16 protein-coding genes are annotated in these 18,561 nt (G+C 64.4%); 10 read left to right on the top strand and 6 right to left on the bottom strand.

Annotation, left to right across the window (positions count from 1 at the left end; translation table 11 throughout):
* Nucleotides 1–4: 4 nt before the first annotated feature.
* The gene (locus tag BN972_RS23835) at nucleotides 5–1,258 is read right to left on the bottom strand and encodes a cytochrome P450 (protein WP_036363287.1); all 1,254 of its coding nucleotides are present in this window, start codon (nucleotides 1,256–1,258) and stop codon (nucleotides 5–7) included.
* A 170-nt stretch (nucleotides 1,259–1,428) separates the two neighbouring features.
* On the opposite strand from BN972_RS23835, the gene BN972_RS23830 reads away from it, so the two are divergent.
* From BN972_RS23830 to BN972_RS23820, 3 genes are read left to right on the top strand one after another with little or no spacing between them, the layout of a single operon-like run.
* Nucleotides 1,429–2,592, top strand: a complete 1,164-nt coding sequence (locus BN972_RS23830) for a steroid 3-ketoacyl-CoA thiolase (RefSeq protein ID WP_036363285.1) — start codon at nucleotides 1,429–1,431, stop codon at nucleotides 2,590–2,592.
* Nucleotides 2,593–2,615: 23 nt separating this feature from the next.
* Complete coding sequence (locus tag BN972_RS23825) at nucleotides 2,616–3,068, top strand: nitroreductase family deazaflavin-dependent oxidoreductase (protein ID WP_036363283.1); 453 nt, start codon at nucleotides 2,616–2,618, stop codon at nucleotides 3,066–3,068.
* A 10-nt stretch (nucleotides 3,069–3,078) separates the two neighbouring features.
* A complete protein-coding gene (locus tag BN972_RS23820) occupies nucleotides 3,079–4,308 on the top strand; it encodes a class I SAM-dependent methyltransferase (protein WP_036363281.1) in 1,230 nt (409 codons plus the stop codon).
* 6 nt (nucleotides 4,309–4,314) lie between these two features.
* On the opposite strand, the gene BN972_RS23815 is transcribed toward BN972_RS23820, so the two are convergent.
* A complete protein-coding gene (locus BN972_RS23815; RefSeq protein WP_036363278.1) occupies nucleotides 4,315–5,235 on the bottom strand; it encodes an SDR family oxidoreductase in 921 nt (306 codons plus the stop codon).
* Nucleotides 5,236–5,249: 14 nt separating this feature from the next.
* Complete coding sequence (locus tag BN972_RS23810) at nucleotides 5,250–6,035, bottom strand: SDR family oxidoreductase (protein ID WP_390176231.1); 786 nt, start codon at nucleotides 6,033–6,035, stop codon at nucleotides 5,250–5,252.
* 56 nt (nucleotides 6,036–6,091) lie between these two features.
* Between BN972_RS23810 and echA20 the strand changes: the two genes are divergently transcribed.
* The 5 genes from echA20 to BN972_RS23785 are packed head-to-tail and all read left to right on the top strand — an operon-like array spanning nucleotide 6,092 to nucleotide 11,588.
* Complete coding sequence (gene echA20, locus BN972_RS23805; protein ID WP_036363276.1) at nucleotides 6,092–6,847, top strand: (7aS)-7a-methyl-1,5-dioxo-2,3,5,6,7,7a-hexahydro-1H-indene-carboxyl-CoA hydrolase; 756 nt, start codon at nucleotides 6,092–6,094, stop codon at nucleotides 6,845–6,847.
* Nucleotides 6,847–7,728 (top strand): cholesterol ring-cleaving hydrolase subunit IpdA, encoded by an 882-nt coding sequence (gene ipdA / locus BN972_RS23800; RefSeq protein WP_036363273.1) that lies wholly within the window; start codon nucleotides 6,847–6,849, stop codon nucleotides 7,726–7,728. The genes echA20 and ipdA overlap by 1 nt, the downstream gene beginning before the upstream one ends.
* Entirely contained in the window at nucleotides 7,725–8,471 is a 747-nt protein-coding gene (ipdB, locus tag BN972_RS23795; protein WP_036363271.1) for a cholesterol ring-cleaving hydrolase subunit IpdB, read from the top strand. The genes ipdA and ipdB overlap by 4 nt, the downstream gene beginning before the upstream one ends.
* Nucleotides 8,468–9,535: a (3aS,4S,5R,7aS)-5-hydroxy-7a-methyl-1-oxo-octahydro-1H-indene-4-carboxyl-CoA dehydrogenase gene (ipdC, locus tag BN972_RS23790; protein ID WP_036363268.1), complete on the top strand. Its 1,068-nt coding sequence runs from the start codon at nucleotides 8,468–8,470 to the stop codon at nucleotides 9,533–9,535. The genes ipdB and ipdC overlap by 4 nt, the downstream gene beginning before the upstream one ends.
* A gap of 34 nt (nucleotides 9,536–9,569) precedes the next feature.
* Nucleotides 9,570–11,588, top strand: a complete 2,019-nt coding sequence (locus BN972_RS23785) for a fatty acid desaturase (RefSeq protein ID WP_036363266.1) — start codon at nucleotides 9,570–9,572, stop codon at nucleotides 11,586–11,588.
* Between the two features lie 75 nt (nucleotides 11,589–11,663).
* Here BN972_RS23785 and BN972_RS23780 read toward each other — a convergent pair whose 3' ends face one another.
* The 3 genes from BN972_RS23780 to kstR2 all read right to left on the bottom strand — a co-directional run bounded on the left by BN972_RS23780 (nucleotide 11,664) and on the right by kstR2 (nucleotide 14,408).
* On the bottom strand, nucleotides 11,664–12,524 hold the full coding sequence (locus BN972_RS23780; RefSeq protein ID WP_036363263.1) for an endonuclease domain-containing protein: 861 nt from the start codon (nucleotides 12,522–12,524) through the stop codon (nucleotides 11,664–11,666).
* A 119-nt stretch (nucleotides 12,525–12,643) separates the two neighbouring features.
* Nucleotides 12,644–13,804, bottom strand: coding sequence for a steroid 3-ketoacyl-CoA thiolase FadA6 (fadA6, locus tag BN972_RS23775; protein ID WP_036363260.1), 1,161 nt, complete (start codon nucleotides 13,802–13,804; stop codon nucleotides 12,644–12,646).
* A 1-nt stretch (nucleotide 13,805) separates the two neighbouring features.
* Nucleotides 13,806–14,408, bottom strand: coding sequence for a TetR family transcriptional regulator KstR2 (gene kstR2, locus BN972_RS23770; protein ID WP_036363257.1), 603 nt, complete (start codon nucleotides 14,406–14,408; stop codon nucleotides 13,806–13,808).
* Nucleotides 14,409–14,614: 206 nt separating this feature from the next.
* Here kstR2 and BN972_RS23765 point away from each other — a divergent pair, with 206 nt between their 5' ends.
* Together BN972_RS23765 and BN972_RS23760 are read left to right on the top strand one after the other, a co-directional pair.
* Complete coding sequence (locus BN972_RS23765) at nucleotides 14,615–16,321, top strand: PPE family protein (protein ID WP_036363253.1); 1,707 nt, start codon at nucleotides 14,615–14,617, stop codon at nucleotides 16,319–16,321.
* A gap of 508 nt (nucleotides 16,322–16,829) precedes the next feature.
* Nucleotides 16,830–18,458: a PPE family protein gene (locus tag BN972_RS23760; protein ID WP_036363250.1), complete on the top strand. Its 1,629-nt coding sequence runs from the start codon at nucleotides 16,830–16,832 to the stop codon at nucleotides 18,456–18,458.
* Nucleotides 18,459–18,561: the final 103 nt, after the last annotated feature.

Genomic DNA, 18,561 nt, shown 5'->3' with positions numbered 1-18,561 from the left:
GTGATCAGTGCGCCACCGGGCACTTGCCGGTGTAGTCGACCTGCCAGTGCTTGATGCCGTTCAGCCACCCCGACCGCAGCCGTTCGGGCTTGGACAGCGGCTTGAGGTCCGGCATGTGGTCGGCAACGGCGTTGAAGATCAGATTGATCGTCATCCGCGCGAGGTTCGCGCCAATGCAATAGTGCGCTCCGGTGCCACCAAAACCGACGTGCGGATTGGGGTTTCGCAGAATGTTGAACGTGTACGGATCCTCGAAGACCTCTTCATCGAAGTTGGCCGAGCGGTAGAACATGATCACCCGCTGACCCTTCTTGATCTTCGCTCCGGACAGTTCGTAGTCCTCGAGCGCCGTGCGCTGGAAGCAGGTGACCGGCGTCGCCCAGCGGACGATCTCGTCGGCGGCGGTCTCCGGGCGCTCCTTCTTGTACAGCTCCCACTGGTCCGGGAAGTCGGCGAAGGCCATCATGCCCTGCGTGATGGAGTTGCGGGTGGTCTCGTTGCCGGCCACCGCCAGCATCACCACGAAGAAGCCGAACTCGTCATCGGAGAGCTTCTCGCCGTCGATGTCGGCCTGGATCAGCTGGGTGACGATGTCGTCGCCGGGGTTCTTGGCCCGCTCTTCGGCCATCTTCATCGCATAGCCGATCAGCTCCGCGGAGGACATCTTCGGGTCGATGTGCGCGTACTCCGGGTCGTCGTTGCCGGTCATCTCGTTGGACCACTCGAACAACTTGCCGCGATCCTCCTGCGGCACCCCGAGCAGACCGGCGATCGCCTGCAGCGGCAGCTCGGCAGAGACTTGCTCGACGAAGTCGCCGGTGCCCGCCGCCAGCGCCTCCTGGGCAATCTTCTGCGCACGCTCGTGCAGTTCGTCCTGCAGCCGTCCCACCGCGCGCGGTGTGAAACCGCGGGAGATGATTTTGCGCAACCGGGTGTGGTGCGGCGCGTCCATGTTCAGCATGACGAACCGCTGCACTTCGATGTCCTCGCGCGCGATGTCGTTGTTGAATCTTGGGATCACGCCGTTTTCGTAGCTGGAGAAGACGTCACTGCGGCGCGACACCTCCTTGACGTCGTTGAGCTTGGTGATCGCCCAGTAGCCGCCGTCGTGGAACCCGCCGCAGTTCTCCGGGTCCTGCTCGTTCCACCACACCGGAGCGGTCGCCCGCACCTCAGCAAACTCCTCGACCGGAATACGCTCGGTGTAGATGTCGGGGTCGGTGAAATCGAACTTCGGGGGAAGGTTGGGGCTGGGCACGCTAGTTCTCCTAACTACAGTCTTCAGTGACTGGCTTGCGTCTCACGATCCCAGGACACTAGCTGTCCTAGTGATGCTCTGTTGCCAGTAAAACATGCCTCCACCGCAGACAAAAGGCGTCGGAGCATCCTCGCTTGTCATAGTAATGAAACGTGTTCTAGCCTGGCCCCATGGGTAACCCGGTAATCGTCGAAGCCACTCGCAGCCCGATCGGCAAGCGCAACGGCTGGCTATCCGGCCTGCATGCGACCGAGCTGCTGGGCGCGGTGCAGAAGGCGTTGGTGGAAAAGGCCGGTATCGAGGCTGGCGATGTCGAACAAGTCGTCGGCGGCTGCGTGACGCAGTTCGGCGAACAGTCCAACAACATCACGCGGGTGAGCTGGCTGGTGGCCGGGCTGCCGGAGCATGTGGGCGCCATGACGGTGGATTGCCAGTGCGGCAGCGGCCAGCAAGCCAACGGCCTCGTCGCGGGCCTGATCGCCGCAGGTGCCATCGACATCGGCATCGCGTGCGGCATCGAGGCGATGAGTCGGGTCGGGCTCGGCGCCAACGCGGGTCCCGACCGCAGCATCCTGCGGCCCGCATCGTGGGACATCGACCTGCCCGACCAGTTCACCGCCGCCGAGCGGATCGCCAAGCGGCGCGGCATCACCCGCGACGAGATCGACGAGTTCGGCTACGCATCCCAGGCCAAGGCGAAGCAGGCCTGGACCGAGGGCCGCTTCGACCGGGAGATCTCCCCGATCGAGGCGCCGGTGCTGGACGAGAACAAGCAGCCGACGGCCGAGCGCGCACCCGTGCACCGCGACCAGGGTCTGCGCGACACCACCCTGTCCGGCCTGAGCCAGCTCAAGCCGGTGCTCGAGGGCGGCATCCACACCGCCGGCACGTCGTCCCAGATCTCCGACGGCGCCGCGGCCGTGTTGTGGATGGACGAGGACAAGGCCAAGGCGCTCGGCCTGAAGCCGCGGGCCCGGATCGTCAGTCAGGCACTGGTTGGTGCCGAGCCGTATTACCACCTCGACGGTCCGGTCCAGTCCACCGCGAAGGTGCTGGAGAAGGCGGGCATGAAGATCGGCGATATCGACATCGTCGAGATCAACGAGGCGTTCGCTTCGGTGGTGTTGTCCTGGGCGCGGGTGCACGAACCCGACATGGACCGGGTCAACGTCAACGGCGGCGCCATTGCGCTGGGACACCCGGTGGGCAGCACCGGCAGCCGGCTGATCACCACCGCCCTGCACGAACTGGAGCGCACCGACAAGAGCACGGCGCTGATCACCATGTGCGCGGGCGGCGCCCTGTCGACGGGCACCATCATCGAGCGCATCTAGTTCGTCCACGTCAGTCTGCAACCATGCCGAAGTCCCGACCGCGATTTCTGAATTCGCCCTTCAGCGATCACTTCATCAAGTGGATGTCCCGGGCCAACACCTGGATATACCGGCGCAGCAACGGCAAGCTCGGCGGCACGATCCAGAAGGCCCCGGTCGCGCTGCTGACCACCACTGGCCGCAAGAGCGGTGAACCGCGGGTGAGTCCGTTGATCTACGTTCGCGACGGCGACCGTGTGGTGGTGCCCGCGTCGCGGGGCGGCTCCGACAAACACCCGCTGTGGTACCTGAATTTGAAGGCTAACCCGAAGGTCTCGGTGCAGATCCGCGACGAGGTATTGCAGCTGCGGGCGCGCGATGCCACTCCCGAAGAGCGCGAACATTACTGGCCTCAGTTGGCCGCTGTATATCCGCCGCTCGACGACTATAAGACGTGGACCGAACGGGAGATACCGCTCGTCATCTGCGACCCCTAATATTTGCCGCATGACCGATCGGCTGAACGACGTCGTCTCTGCCCAATACGAAAAGTGGACATACCCCGAACCAATTCAGGACATCGAGGAATGGCTCACTACCGGATGGCAGTGGCTTGACCCGAGCCATGCGCACGGGATTTTCTGGCCCGACCGGGAATACCGTCCGGGCCTGGACATCCTGATCGCCGGCTGCGGCAGCAACCAGGCCGCCATCATCGCCCACACCAACCCCTCCGCCAGGGTGGTGGCCATCGATGTCAGTCAGCGCTCGCTCGATCACGAGCAGTACCTGAAAGACCGGCACGGATTGACCAATCTGGAGCTGCACCGGCTTCCGATCGAGGAAGTGTCAACGCTCGGGCTGGATTTCGACCTGATCATGTCGACCGGGGTGCTGCATCACCTCGCGGATCCTGACATCGGTATGAAAGCGCTCGCCGAGTGCCTGCGGCCGGGTGGCGCCGTCGGGCTGATGCTCTACGCGCGCTACGGGCGCTACGGAGTTGAGTTGCTGCAGTCGGTGTTTCGCGACCTCGGGTTGCACCAGGACGATGACGGCATCCGGATCGTGAACGAGACCATCTCGATGCTGGACCCCAAGCACCCCTTCCTGGTCTACCGCGATTCCGCGCCCGACCTGTATTACGATGCCGGGCTGGTCGATACGTGTCTGCACGGCCGCGACCGCAGCTACACCACCGGCGACTGCATCGACCTTGTCGAATCGGCCGGGCTGGTGTTTCAGCGATGGTTCCACAACGCGCCCTACTACCCGCACGACATCAACAACCTGTCATCGCCGGCGACCGAGTTCTACCAGATCATGACCGCACTACCCGAAGTGAAGATGTGGTCGGTGCTGGAACGGCTCAGGACAGCCAATTCCTGTCACTTCTTCATCGCTGCCCACCCGGACCGGCCCCGGGAAAGCTACGCCATCGACTTCGCGTCGCAGCACGCCGGAGACTATGTCCCGCACATGCGCTTCAGCTGCAGCCTGAACGGCGCCGAGATTCACCGACCGCACTGGGATATGACCCTCAACGCCGCCGAATTGCCGTTCGTGCAACACATCAACGGCCAGCGCACCATCCGGGAGATCGCCGCCGCAGTGGCCAACGGCGAAACCGACAAGTTCAAGCTCGAGCTATACGAGAACTTCGCCCGCGGGTTGTTCCGATCACTGTGGCGTCTCGACTTCGTCGAGATGAGCTTGGCGGCGGTGCCGCGGTCTTAGCCGGCCCTACGAACCAGCCCCGTACACCGGGACTGGCGTCCGCGACTTGGCCAGCAGGTCGGTCACGACAGGTCCCAGCTCGGCGGGATCCCATCGTGCGCCCTTGTCGATCTGCGGTCCGTGCGCCCATCCCTCGGCCACCCGGATCAGGCCCGCCTCGACTTCGAACACCTTGCCGGTGACCTCGCGTGATTCGACGCTGCCCAACCACACGACTAATGGCGAGACGTTTTCCGGCGCCATCGCGTCGAACCCGCCGTCCTGCGGCGCGGCCATCGTTTCAGCGAACACCGCCTCGGTCATCCTGGTCCGCGCCGCCGGCGCGATCGCATTGACCGTGATCCCGTAACGACCGAGTTCCGCGGCCCCGACCAGCGTCAGCGCGGCGATACCAGCCTTCGCGGCCGAGTAGTTGCCCTGGCCGACGCTGCCCTGCAGGCCGGCGCCGGAGCTGGTGTTGATGATCCGGGCGTTCAGCTCGTCAGGACCGACGGTGCCGGACTTGATCTGCCGGCGCCAGTAACCCGCGGCGTGCCGCAGCGTGGCGAAGTGACCCTTCAGGTGCACACGGATGACGGCGTCCCATTCGCTTTCGCTGGTATTGGCCAACATTCGGTCGCGGATGAAACCGGCGTTGTTCACCAGCACGTCCAGGCCGCCAAACGTGTCGACGGCCGTATCGATCAGGTTCTGCGCACCCGTCCAGTCCGCGACGTCGTCACCGTTCGCGACAGCCTCGCCCCCGGCCGCGATGATCTCGTCGACGACCTGCTGCGCGGGGCTTTCGCCGGCGGATCCGTCCAGCCCCACGCCGATGTCGTTGACCACCACGCGCGCGCCCTCGGCCGCAAAGGCCAACGCGTGCGCACGGCCGATACCGCGACCCGCCCCGGTGACAATGACCACCCGGCCGTCAACCAAACCCATATTTTCCGTCTCCTCTACTTGACTGCGCTCGCGTTCGTCGTGGCCAGATAGTGCGGCGGTTCGCCGCCACCATGGACCTCCAACGATGCGCCGCTGATGTACGACGCCACATCGGACGCCAAAAACGCGGCGGCCCAACCAACATCGCGCGGATAGGCCAGTCGGCCCAGTGGGACATTCTTCGAGATTGCGGCGATCGACTCGGCGTCGCCGTAGAACAGGTCGGCCTGCTCGGTTTCGACCATGCCCACCACGCAGGCGTTCACCCGGACCTTCGGTCCCCATTCCACCGCGAGCGTCTGCGTCAGACTTTCCAGGCCGGCCTTAGCGGCCCCGTACGCCGCGGTACCCGGGCTGGGTCGTCGACCGGACAGGCTGCAGATGTTGACGATTGAACCGCCGCCCGGTTGGCCTTGCATCTTGTCATTGGCGTACTGCGAAACCAGCAGCCCGCCAATCAGATTGAGCTCGATGATCTTGCGGTTGAACTTCGGGCTGGACTCCGCCGTCAGCACGTAGGGTGAGCCCCCGGCATTGTTGACGACCACGTCGAGCCTGCCGTGCCGCTCGACGATCGAGTCGATAAGCGCCGCGACGGCTTCTTCGTCGCGTACGTCGCAGGAATGGAATTCATGCGGAAAGCCCTCGACCGCGCGTCGGGCGCAGGCCACCACCGTGGCGCCCTGCTCGGCGAAGACCGAGCTGATACCCGCGCCGACACCCCGAACTCCGCCCGTTATCAACGCCACTCGGCCGGCCAGACCGAAATTGATGCCGGTAGCTGATTGCGGGGAGGTCACTGTGCTAGCGTACCAAGCAAGTGCTTGCTTAGGTAACTGACCCAGCAGGAAGTGCCATGACCATCACCTCCACCAGCCCCGAGAAGGGCATAGTCGCAGTCACCGTCGACTACCCGCCCGTTAACGCCATTCCGTCGCAGGGATGGTTCGAACTCGCCGACGCGATCACGGCAGCCGGCCGCGACCAGGAGACCCATGCAGTGATCCTGCGGGCGGAGGGGCGTGGCTTCAACGCCGGTGTCGACATCAAAGAGATGCAGCGCACCGAAGGGTTCACCGCGCTGATCGACGCCAATCGCGGGTGTTTCGCCGCGTTCCGTGCGGTCTACGAATGTGCGGTGCCGGTGATCGCGGCGGTGAACGGTTTCTGCGTCGGCGGCGGCATCGGACTGGTGGGCAACTCGGATGTCATCGTCGCCTCGGACGACGCCGTCTTCGGCCTGCCGGAAGTGGAGCGTGGCGCGCTCGGTGCGGCCACGCACCTGTCCCGGTTGGTGCCGCAACACATGATGCGCCGGTTGTTCTTCACCGCCGCGACGGTGGACGCCGCCACCCTTCATCACTTCGGTTCGGTGCACGAGGTGGTACCGCGCGACCAGCTCGACGAAGCCGCGCTGAAGGTGGCCCGCGATATCGCCGCCAAGGACACCCGCGTCATTCGGGCCGCCAAAGAAGCGCTCAACCTCATCGACGTGCAACGAGTCAACTCGAGTTACCGCATGGAACAAGGCTTTACCTTCGAGCTCAACCTCGCCGGGGTCGCTGACGAGCACCGGGATGCGTTCGCCGGGACGGCGAAGGGCAAGAAGTAATGAGCAACAAAGTGGCCACCCTCGACGAGGCCGTCGCACACGTGGAAAGCGGTATGACGATCGGCATCGCCGGTTGGGGGTCTCGGCGCAAGCCAATGGCCTTCGTCCGCGCGCTGCTGCGCACCGACGTCACCGACCTGACCGTGGTCACCTACGGTGGCCCGGATTTGGGGCTACTGTGCTCGGCCGGCAAGGTCAAACGGGTCTACTACGGATTCGTCTCCCTGGACTCCCCCCCGTTCTACGACCCCTGGTTCGCCAAGGCCCGCACCGCGGGTGCCATCGAAGCCCGGGAGATGGACGAGGGCATGCTGCGCTGCGGGCTGCAGGCAGCAGCACAACGGTTACCGTTCCTGCCGATTCGCGCCGGACTCGGCAGCTCGGTGCTGGACTTCTGGGAGGGCGAGCTGCAGACCGTCACCTCGCCCTATCCGACGGACGGCGGTTATGAGAAGCTGATCGCGATGCCGGCGCTGCGCCTCGATGCCGCGTTCGCGCACCTGAATCTTGGTGATAGCCAGGGCAATGCGGCCTACACCGGCATCGACCCCTACTTCGACGACCTGTTCCTGATGGCCGCTGACAAGCGCTTCCTGTCGGTGGAGCGCATCGTCGACACCGAGGAACTGGTCAAATCGGTACCACCGCAGGCGTTGCTGGTCAACCGGATGATGGTCGACGCGGTGGTGGAGGCGCCGGGGGGCGCTCACTTCACTACCGCGGCACCGGATTACGGTCGCGACGAGAAGTTCCAACGGCACTACGCCGAGGCTGCGTCGACGGAAGAGGGCTGGCAGCAGTTCGTGGCGACCTACCTTTCGGGCAGCGAAGACGACTACCAGGCAGCGGTCAGGGCGTTCGGTGAGGAGGCGGCGAAATGACCACCACCCGGGCCGAGGTGTGCGTCGTCGCGTGCGCCGAATTGTTCAGAGACGCAGGCGAAATCATGGTCAGCCCGATGACCAACATGGTGTCCATCGGAGCACGCCTGGCGCGACTGTCTTTCTCCCCCGACATCCTGCTGACCGACGGCGAGGCACGTCTGCTGGCGGATACCCCAGCCATGGGCAAGACAGGAGCGATCGAGGGCTGGATGCCGTTCGGGCGGGTCTTCGAGACCCTGGCCTGGGGCCGGCGCCACGTGGTGATGGGCGCCAATCAGGTTGACCGTTACGGCAATCAGAACATCTCGGCGTTCGGGCCGTTGCAGCAACCGACCCGGCAGATGTTCGGTGTTCGTGGCTCGCCCGGCAATACCATCAACCATGCGACCAGCTATTGGGTGGGAAACCATTCCAAGCGGGTGTTCACCGAGCAGGTCGACATCGTCTCCGGCATCGGCTACGACAAGGTCGACCCGGATAACCCGGCGTTCCGGTTCGTCAACGTCTACCGCGTGGTGTCCAACCTCGGGGTGTTCGACTTCGGCGGCCCGGACCGCACCATGCGCGCCGCAAGCCTGCACCCGGGCGTCACCCCCGACGACGTTCGGCAAGCCACCTCGTTCGAGATACACGGCCTCGACGAGGCCGGCGAATCCAGGCAGCCGACCGAGGACGAGCTGCGCCTGATCCGCGAAGTCATCGATCCGAAGGCGTTGCGCGACAGGGAGATAAGGTCTTGAGGCTCAAGACACCGCTGACCGAGCTGGTCGGAATCGAGCACCCGGTGGTGCAGACCGGGATGGGCTGGGTCGCCGGCGCCCGGTTGGTGTCGGCCACCGCCAACGCCGGCGGATTGGGCATCCTGGCATCGGCCACCATGACGCTGGACGAACTGGCAACCGCCATCGGCAAGGTCAAGGCTGCCACCGACAAACCGTTCGGGGTGAACATCCGCGCCGACGCCGCGGACGCAGGTGACCGTGTCGAATTGATGATCCGCGAGGGCGTCAAGGTGGCGTCGTTCGCGTTGGCGCCCAAGCAGGAGCTGATCGCCCGCCTCAAAGAGGCCGGGGCGGTGGTCGTTCCGTCGATCGGTGCGGCCAAGCATGCCCGCAAGGTGGCGGCCTGGGGCGCTGACGCCATGATCGTGCAGGGCGGCGAGGGTGGCGGCCATACCGGACCCGTCGCCACCACACTGTTGCTGCCGTCCGTGCTGGACGCGGTCCAGGGCACCGGGATCCCGGTGATCGCCGCGGGTGGTTTCTTCGACGGTCGTGGACTGGCCGCCGCGCTTTCGTACGGGGCCGCTGGCGTTGCCATGGGTACCCGGTTTCTGCTCACCTCGGATTCCACCGTGCCCGACACAGTGAAGCAGCGGTATCTGGAATCGGCGCTGGACGGGACCGTGGTCACCACCCGGGTCGACGGCATGCCGCACCGGGTACTGCGCACCGGGCTGGTTGAGAAGCTGGAAAGCGGTTCCCGGGCAAGGGGTTTCACGGCGGCCGTGCGTAACGCCGCCAAGTTCAAACAGATGTCGCAGATGACCTGGCGCTCGATGATCCAGGACGGCCTGGCCATGCGGCACGGCAAGGAGCTGACCTGGTCGCAAGTGGTCATGGCCGCCAACACGCCGATGTTGCTCAAGGCCGGGCTGGTAGAGGGCAACACCGAGGCCGGGGTGCTCGCCTCCGGTCAGGTGGCCGGCATCCTGGACGACCTGCCGTCGTGCGCCGAACTGATCGAGTCGATCGTGCGCGACGCGATCACACATTTACAAGCGGCAGCTGCGCTCGTGGAATAGTCGCGCGTGTCAACTGGGCTACGCTATGCCAGCTATGACCACCGTCGAGACGGACCCCTCGGCTCCTGAATCAGCCGCACACCATGCGCTGCCCGATCCGGGCGAGGCGGTGCCCAAGCTCGCGCTGCCCACGGTTGGGATTTTCATCGCTTCTCTGACCGCTTTTGTCGTGTCGACGGCCGGTTACCTCAACGGCTGGTCGCCCTGGTGGGTCACCATCCCGGTCAACGCGGCGGTGACGTTCGTGATGTTCACCGTGGTGCATGACGCATCGCACTACTCGATCAGTTCCACCCGTTGGGTGAACGGTCTACTCGGGCGCCTGGCGTGGCTGTTCGTCGGGCCGGTGGTCGCCTTCCCGTCGTTCGCCTACATCCACATCCAGCACCACCGGCATTCCAACGACGACGATCAGGACCCGGACACCTTCGCCTCGCACGGCAAGTGGTGGCAGCTGCCGTTCCGGTGGTCGGCGGTGGAGTACTTCTACCTGCGTTTCTATCTGCCCCGTGCCCGCAGCCGACCGGTCGCCGAGGTGGCCGAGACGCTGGTGATGATGGGTCTGAGCCTCACCGGTTTGGCCGTGGCCACGCTGACCGGAAACCTCTGGGCCCTGGCGGTGGTCTTTCTCATCCCGCAACGCATTGGCCTGACCATCCTGGCCTGGTGGTTCGACTGGCTGCCCCACCACGGGCTGGAGGACACCCAGCGCAGCAACCGCTACCGCGCGACCCGCAACCGGGTCGGCGCGGAGTGGGTGTTCACACCGGTGCTGCTGTCGCAGAACTATCACCTGGTGCACCACCTGCACCCGTCGGTGCCGTTCTACCGCTACCTGCGCACCTGGAAACGCAACGAGGAGGCGTACCTGGAGCGCAACGCCGCGATCTCCACGGTGTTCGGCCAGCAACTCAATCCGGACGAGTTCCGGGAGTGGAAAGAGCTCAACGGCCGGCTCGCCAAGCTGCTGCCGGTGCGGATGCCCGCCCGGTCGAGCTCGCCGCACGGGGTGCTGCACCGGATCCCCGTCGCGTCCGTCGACCCAATCACCGCCGACAGCACCATGGTCACCTTCGCGGTGCCGGAAGAGCTGCAGGACGCCTTCCGTTTCGAACCGGGTCAGCACGTCACCGTGCGTACCGATCTCGGCGGCGAGGGCGTTCGGCGCAATTACTCGATCTGCGCCCCGGCTACCCGTGCGCAGCTGCGCATCGCCGTCAAACACATTCCCGACGGGGCGTTTTCGACCTACGTGGCCAACGAGCTCAAGGCCGGCGACGTGCTGGAGTTGATGACCCCGACCGGGCGGTTCGGCACTCCGCTGCACCCGTTGAACGCCAAGCACTATGTGGGCTTGGTGGCCGGCAGCGGGATCACTCCGGTGCTGTCCATCCTCGCGACGACGCTCGAGGTGGAGACCGAGAGCCGGTTCACGCTGATCTATGGCAACCGCACCAAGGAGTCGACGATGTTCCGGGCCGAGCTGGACCGGCTCGAGTCCCGCTACGCCGACCGCCTGGAGATCCTGCACGTGCTCTCAGGCGAGCCGTTGCACACTCCCGAATTACGCGGCCGCATCGACCGCGACAAGCTCAACGGGTGGCTGACCAGCAGTCTTTCGCCCGCAGACGTGGATGAGTGGTTCATCTGCGGTCCCCTGGAGATGACCTCCGCGGTGCGCGAGGTGTTGCTCGAGCACCTGGTGGACAGTGAGCGCATTCACCTGGAACTGTTCCACGGCTACGGCACGGGATCCAGCACCGAACACGAACATGGCTCGGCCACAGTCACTTTCAAGCTTTCCGGGCAGGAATACAGCTACGATCTCACGCCCGGCGACTCGATTCTGGAAGGCACGCTGCAGGTCCGCGACGATGCGCCATATGCCTGCATGGGCGGAGCGTGCGGCACCTGCCGGGCCAAGCTGGTCCAAGGTGAGGTGGAGATGGACCACAACTTCGCGCTGGGTAAGGCCGAACTCGATGCGGGCTACATCCTGACCTGCCAGTCCCACCCCACGACGCCGTTCGTCTCGGTGGATTTCGACAGTTAGGTCGGCGCGCGCGCCGAGTGTGCAAACCGCGACGCGACACGCCGCTGATCCGTCGGAGGGCGCACACTCGCGTGGTCACGGCCGCCATCCCGCAGCCTCCATCGCCGCAACGACCCGCGCGATAAACGTGCCGCGGCGGTACCGCAGCAGATCGCTGCTGACCCTGACGATCGCCCACCCCAGGTCAGCCAACGCGGCCTGCCGCTCGATATCTCGGGCGTGCTGGGTCGCGTCCGTCCAGTGCTGCGGCCCGTCGTACTCGATGCCCACGCGCAACTCGCGGTAACCCATGTCGAGGCGCGCGACGAAGTCGCCGTATTCGTTGTCGACGCGGATTTGTGTCTGTGGTTTCGGAAGACCCGCGTCAATCAGCGCCAACCGTGTTCGCGTTTCCTGCGGCGATTCCGCACCGCCGTCGACCAGCGGCAACACCCCCCGCAGCCGGATCAGCCCCCGCACCCCGAAGTGTTGGGCGGCAATGGCTTTCACATCTTCGACCTTGACATCGGTCGCGTTCATCAGCGCGTCGAGTCGTTGAACGGCGTGCAGTCGGACGGTGGTGCGTCGTCCGATATCGAAGGCGGTGCGAGCCGGGGTGGTCACCGAAATGCCACCGACCATCAGCGTTTCTGACGCCGCCAAAGTGTCGGAATGCACGACGAGGCGCGGCGGTGGCCGTCGATTGGCGTGCACCAATTCGGCATCGAGCGACGGGCTCACCCACTTCGTGCCGAGTAGGGCCGCGGCAGAAGCCCCGGCGACCACGGCCCGCCGGCGCGACCACAGCCAGGCCGCGTGTGCGCGCTGGACCGCGGTGAGCTCGATGCCAATTGGTGTGTAGACGCCTGGATACACCGGTTCATAGAGGGCGCGCATCGCGCGCTCGGGAATGGCGTTGGTAGCCAGCGCTTCAGCGCCGAGAAACGGCCAGTCCATGCGCGCATGCTGCCATCGTCGGCGGCAAAGCGCCGTCACCCATCAACAGGACCGCCGAGCGTGCATCTCACGACGCGACACGCCGTCAGGGCGTCGCGTATTTCACGCTCGCCGGGTATTTAGAGCCGCTCGATGATCGTCACGTTCGCGGTGCCGCCGCCCTCGCACATCGTCTGCAGACCGTAGCGACCGCCGATGCGCTCCAGCGTGTTGAGCATGGTGGTGAACAGTTTGGCGCCGGTGGCGCCCAGCGGGTGCCCGAGCGCGATCGCGCCGCCGCTCGGGTTGACCTTTTCCGGGTCGGCCTTGATCTCCTTGAGCCAGGCCAGCACGACGGGTGCGAAGGCCTCGTTGATCTCGACGGTGTCGATGTCGTCGATGGATAGGCCGGTCTTCTCCAGCGCGTAACGAGTGGCGGGGATCGGGCCGGTCAGCATGAACACCGGGTCGGCGGCGCGGGCGCTGATGTGGTGGATGCGGGCTCGCGGTGTCAGCCCGTGTTCCTTGACCGCTTGCTCGGACGCCAGCAGCACCGCGCTTGCCCCGTCGGAAATCTGGCTGGCCATCGCCGCCGTCAGCCGGCCACCTTCAACCAAGGGCTTGAGTCCTGCCATCTTCTCCAGCGACGACTCACGCGGGCCTTCGTCGACCCGGAATGGGCCGGATTCCGTTTCCACAGTGATGATCTCGTTGTCGAAATTGCCGCCGCGGATCGCCGCGAAAGCACGCTCGTGGCTGGTCAGCGCGTAGCGCTCCATTTCCTCGCGCGACAGGTTCCATTTCTCGGCGATCAGTTCCGAACCGCGGAACTGCGAGATCTCCTGGTCGCCATACCGGTGCAGCCACTGCTTGGACTCGTTGGTCGGCGAGGTGTAGCCGAACTGTTCGCCTACGGTCATCGCCGACGAGATCGGGATCTGGCTCATGTTCTGCACGCCGCCCGCCACGATCAAGTCGGCCGTCCCGGACATGATGGCCTGCGCCCCGAAAGAAACGGCCTGCTGGCTGGAGCCGCACTGCCGGTCGACGGTGACGCCGGGGACCTCTTCGGGATAGCCGGCCGCCAGCCAGGACAGCCGGGCGATATTGCCCGCCTGGGCACCGATTGCGTCGACGCAACCGGCAATCACATCGTCGACGGCGGCGGGATCGACGTCGTTGCGGTCGAGCAGCCCGCGCCATCCCAGCGCGCCTAGGTCGACGGGGTGCACCCCGGACAGGGCACCGCCGCGCTTGCCCACCGCGGTACGTACAGCGTCGATGACGTACGCCTCCGGCATTTCAGTCTCCTTCTTTTTGTATTCCGCCCAGAACAATGGCGAGATATTGCTGGCCCACCTGTTGTGCGGTGAGCGGTCCGCCCGGCTGATACCAGCGCACCGACACCCAGGTGGTGTCACGAATGAAGCGGTAAACCAGGTCGACGTCCAGGTCGGGCCGGAAGTAGCCCTCCGCGACACCCTGGTTGATTACGTCGATCCACATCTGCCGCTGCTGCTTGTTGAGATCCTCGATATAGGCGAACCGGGGCTGCGACGAAAGCCGTTGCGCCTCATCCTGGTAGATGACAACTTGGGCATGCCGCTGCTCGATCGCCTCGAACGAGGCCATGAAGAGACCTTTGAGGCGATCGAGCGGATTAGAATTACCCTCGACGATCTCCCGGTAGCGCGCGAACAACCAATCCAGGAAGCCGCGCAGCAGCTCGTCGACCATCTCCTCTTTGGAGGCGAAGTGGTGGTAGAGGCTGCCAGACAGGATCCCGGCGCCATCGGCGATATCGCGTACGGTCGTGGCCCGCAGGCCGCGTTCGGCGAACATCACCGCGGCGAGGTCTAACAACTCGTCCCGGCGACTATTAGCCTGTCCGGCCACTCGCTCCACCCGCTCAGGGTATCAACCAAGCGCTTGCTCGGCCAATAACGGGCTGTTCTGGACCGTAAAACCGTCGGAGCAAGCAATCCAAATATTTCTTTGAATTCAACTAGAAATTTTCGACGAAATTCCACACGCGTGCTAATGGGTAGCCGTATGGTCCTGACGTTCGGGTTTGCTCAGCTACGGCGACGGGGCCATCGGAGGTCAACGCTATGAACTTTTCGCTACTCCCTCCGGAGATTAATTCTTTGCGGATGTTCCTGGGTGCGGGCTCAGCACCGATGCTGCAGGCGTCGGCGGCCTGGTCGGGATTAGCCGAAGAGTTAGGTGCCGCGGCAAACTCCTTCGCCTCAGTGACCTCGAACCTGGCTGGGCAGGCCTGGCAGGGCCCGGCAGCCAAAGCCATGTCCGCCGCCGCCGCCCCTTATGCGGCGTTCCTCGAGGCCGCGTCCGCGCGCGCCTTGAGCGCCTCCAGCCAAGCCCAGGCCGTGGCCAGCGCCTTCGAGGCAGCCAAGGCCGCCACTATCCACCCCGAGATCATCGCCGCTAACCGGCTGGCTTTCGTAAACTTGGTCCGCACCAATTTCTTTGGCCTCAACGCCCCGGCGATCGCCGCCGCCGAGAGCATCTACGAGGAATTCTGGGCCACCGACGTCGCCGCCATGTTCGGCTACCACGGCGGTGCCTCAGCGGCCGCCGCCCAACTTTCGTCGTGGGCGCAAACGCTGCAGGGCCTGCCCGGCATCGGCCAACTCTTCGGTGGCATCGGCACCGCCGCCCCCACTGACCCGAACTTCGGGATCGGCAACAAGGGCGGCGGCAACCTCGGCAACGGCAACAACAGCGGCACCGGCGCCGGCAACATCGGCAACGGCAACACCGGCAGCGGCAACTTTGGCGGCGGCAACAACGGCAACAACAACGTCGGCAGCGGGAACCTCGGTAACAACAACTTTGGCGCCGGAAACATCGGCAATGGCAACATAGGCTTCGGAAACAGCGGCTTGGGGAACGGGGGTGGCCTGCTGACCCCTCCAACGCCGGGTAACAACAACATCGGCTTCGGAAATAGCGGCAACAACAACATCGGCGTCGGCAATAGCGGCAACGGTAATCAGGGCGGCGGCAACACCGGCAATAACAATATTGGCTTCGGGCTCACCGGCAACAACCTGACCGGCATCGGAAACGCTTACCTTGATCGCACGACTGGAACGTTCCACTTCACCGGTTTCAATGAAGGCCTCAACAACATCGGGTTCGGCAACTCGGGCAACAACAACATCGGATTCTTCAACTCCGGTGACGGCAACATCGGCATCTTCAGCTCCGGCTCTAATACCCTTGCGCCGGGCCATCTCAACAGCTTCGGCATTGGCAACTCGGGCACTGGGGCCATTGGCCTCGGGAACTCGGGCGTTGGGAACTTCGGCTTTGGTAACGGTGGTGGACTCAACACCGGTTTCGCTAATGCAGGCGCCGGAAACACCGGTGCCGGAAACTCTGGTTCGTGGAATACCGGAATGGATAACTCGGGTACTTACAACACATTCGATGGAAACTCGGGCAGCGTGAATACCGGCCTGTGGAACTCGGGTAACTTCAATACTGGCGTCGGCGCTAGCACTGACGTCAGTGGAGTGACCAAGTCCGGATTCAACACTACGGGCAACTACGTGTCGGGATTCAATAACTCGGCCACCGGAGCCAGTGCCGTCGGCATCTCCGGTTTTGGGAACACGGCCAGCGGTGCCAATACCCTTAACGGTCAGATGTCAGGCTTCTTCAATACGGGAGTCGCAAAGAACATTCCCCCCTTGCCGGTCGCTGTCACTGTCAGCGGCTTTAACTCGGGCTTGTTCAATGTGGGCACCGCAATCTCGGGTCTCTTCAGCTTGCAAGCTGCTTTGTCCAGGTAGCTGCCTAGTAGTTGGCGCCCGTTCCGGGGGCTCAAGCCTGTTGAATAAGTTGCGGACTATTCAACGAAAGGTCTACCTCTCTCGGAGAGGCTCCGCGTTTACCAGCGGCAACATCGGGTTGTTCTACTCCGGCACCCATACCGCCTGCTATCCGCCAGCGGCAAGATCTAAGGAATCGACATTGGCGACTCAGGAATGGCGAATACCGGCCTTCGTAAAGTCGGCAACTTCAACACAGGCTTCGATTCCAACACCGACGGAGGAAGGTCAAACCATACGACGCGTGCGGACTTCGGCAGCTGGCGAGCCTCATCCATCCGGCGAATGCCATCTGCTGGCGGCGCGGCTTCGACCATCCTGCGCCACAACGGATTAGCTGCATCTTCTCCAAACTGACGCTCCCGTCGATTTAGCATCGTAGAGTGCTCGATGTCGTGGCTTCGGGGTCCACGTTCGACATCAAACTCACTCGAAAAGGCGGTCGGTCGCGGCTGCCAGGGGGGACATCGTGGTGAACTTTGCGCTCTTACCGCCGGAGATCAACTCGTTGCGGATGTTCATCGGCGCGGGTTCGGCGCCCATGCTCGAGGCTGCGACGGCGTGGACCGGACTGGCCGAGGAACTCAGCACCGCCGCCAGCACCTTCTTGTCGGTGACCCAAGGCCTGGCCGACCAAGCGTGGCAGGGCTCGGCGGCCGCTGCGATGACGGCCGCTGCGGCACCCTATGCGGGATTCCTTCAAGCAGCGTCGACACAGGCCGTCGGCGCGGCCACCCAGGCCAATGCCGTGGTCAGCGTCTTCGAGGCGGCGCGGGCAGCGACCGTCCATCCGCTCGCGGTCGAGGCCAACCGCAATGCATTCGTCCAATTGGTGCGCTCGAACTTCCTCGGGCTCAACGCGCCGGCGATCGCGGCCGCCGAAGGCATCTACGAGGAGATGTGGGCGGCCGACGTGTCGGCGATGTTCGAGTACTACTCCGGCGCCTCCGCCGCGGCCGCGGAGCTCATTCCCGTTCCAGCACAGCTTCGGGAACTGGTGCGAACCCTGCCCAGCCTGGGCTTCGGCAATCAGGGCAACGCCAACCTGGGCAACGGCAACCTCGGTGGCGGCAATGTCGGTGGCGGCAATACGGGGAATTCCAACCTCGGCAGTGGGAACACGGGCAGCCTGAACATCGGCAGCGGAAACGTCGGCAATGCGAACATCGGCGGCGGCAATTTCGGTCACGGCAACGTCGGCTTCGGAAACAGCGGATTGGGCAACGGATTACGGTTCGCGGGCGAAGGCAACTACAACATCGGTTTCGGCAACGGCGGAAACAACAACTTCGGCATCGGCAACAGCGGTGACGGCAACCGGGGCGGGGGCAACACCGGCAACAACAACATCGGATTCGGCCTGACCGGCAACAACCTGGTCGGTCTTGGCAACGCCTACTTCGACACCTCGACCGGTCAGTTCTCCTTCCACGGGCTGAACTCCGGCACCGGCAACCTGGGCCTGTTCAACTCTGGCAACGGCAACATCGGCTTCTTCAATTCCGGCGACGGCAACGTCGGCTTCTTCAACTCCGGGACCAGTGTCGCCGGTGGCCTGAACAATCTCGGGTTGGGCAACTCCGGCACCCATAACGTCGGCGTGTTCAATGGGGCGTTTGGCAACACCGGGGTCGGAAACGGGGGCAGCGTCAATACTGGCTTCGCTAACGGCGGCGGCGTCAACACCGGATTCGGCAACTCGGGGGCATACAACACGGGTTGGGACAACTCGGGCTATTTCAACACCGGGAACGGTAATTCGGGCGATACCAACACCGGCTTGTGGAACTCGGGCGACGTTAACACCGGCTTCGGCGCGACGGCCGACAGCGGCGCATCGGGCTCCGGCTTCTTCAACACCGGTAACAACACCTCGGGCTTCTTCAACTCCACCGACGGCGGCAGCTCCCTCTCCGGCTTGGGCAACTCAGCAAGCGGCGCCGAGTTCGCGGGCTACGGCTCGGGCTTCTTCAACTTCGGCCTCCCCACCGCGTTGAGCACCGAGCCCGGTGACATTGCCAGCGCCTTCAATTCGGGCTTCCTGAACGCGGGTGCCGCGCTGTCGGGGAGCTTCGGCCTCAGCCGATTGCTCGGATAGAACCAGTTCGGGACCGGAGGCGTCCTGGCACCGTCACCCGGTTTGCGGGCAGAGCATATGCTCCGACCCCTTATTCCGTAAAACAGCACACCAAGTGCGGTCT

The sequence above is a fragment of the Mycobacterium asiaticum DSM 44297 genome, assembly GCF_000613245.1.
In the GTDB taxonomy this organism is placed as follows: Bacteria; Actinomycetota; Actinomycetes; order Mycobacteriales; family Mycobacteriaceae; genus Mycobacterium; species Mycobacterium asiaticum.
The sequence above is the reverse complement of the archived record's forward strand: the minus strand, read 5'-3'. Positions and strand labels throughout refer to the sequence as shown.

Bases quoted from the DNA above. Each gene is read 5' to 3' on its own strand.
- BN972_RS23830 (WP_036363285.1), top strand. From the start codon at position 1,429: ATGGGTAACCCGGTAATCGTCGAAGCCACTCGCAGCCCGATCGGCAAG.
- BN972_RS23825 (WP_036363283.1), top strand. From the start codon at position 2,616: ATGCCGAAGTCCCGACCGCGATTTCTGAATTCGCCCTTCAGCGATCAC.
- BN972_RS23820 (WP_036363281.1), top strand. From the start codon at position 3,079: ATGACCGATCGGCTGAACGACGTCGTCTCTGCCCAATACGAAAAGTGG.
- BN972_RS23815 (WP_036363278.1), bottom strand. From the start codon at position 5,235: ATGGGTTTGGTTGACGGCCGGGTGGTCATTGTCACCGGGGCGGGTCGC.
- echA20 (WP_036363276.1), top strand. From the start codon at position 6,092: ATGACCATCACCTCCACCAGCCCCGAGAAGGGCATAGTCGCAGTCACC.
- ipdA (WP_036363273.1), top strand. From the start codon at position 6,847: ATGAGCAACAAAGTGGCCACCCTCGACGAGGCCGTCGCACACGTGGAA.
- ipdB (WP_036363271.1), top strand. From the start codon at position 7,725: ATGACCACCACCCGGGCCGAGGTGTGCGTCGTCGCGTGCGCCGAATTG.
- BN972_RS23785 (WP_036363266.1), top strand. From the start codon at position 9,570: ATGACCACCGTCGAGACGGACCCCTCGGCTCCTGAATCAGCCGCACAC.
- BN972_RS23780 (WP_036363263.1), bottom strand. From the start codon at position 12,524: ATGGACTGGCCGTTTCTCGGCGCTGAAGCGCTGGCTACCAACGCCATT.
- fadA6 (WP_036363260.1), bottom strand. From the start codon at position 13,804: ATGCCGGAGGCGTACGTCATCGACGCTGTACGTACCGCGGTGGGCAAG.
- BN972_RS23765 (WP_036363253.1), top strand. From the start codon at position 14,615: ATGAACTTTTCGCTACTCCCTCCGGAGATTAATTCTTTGCGGATGTTC.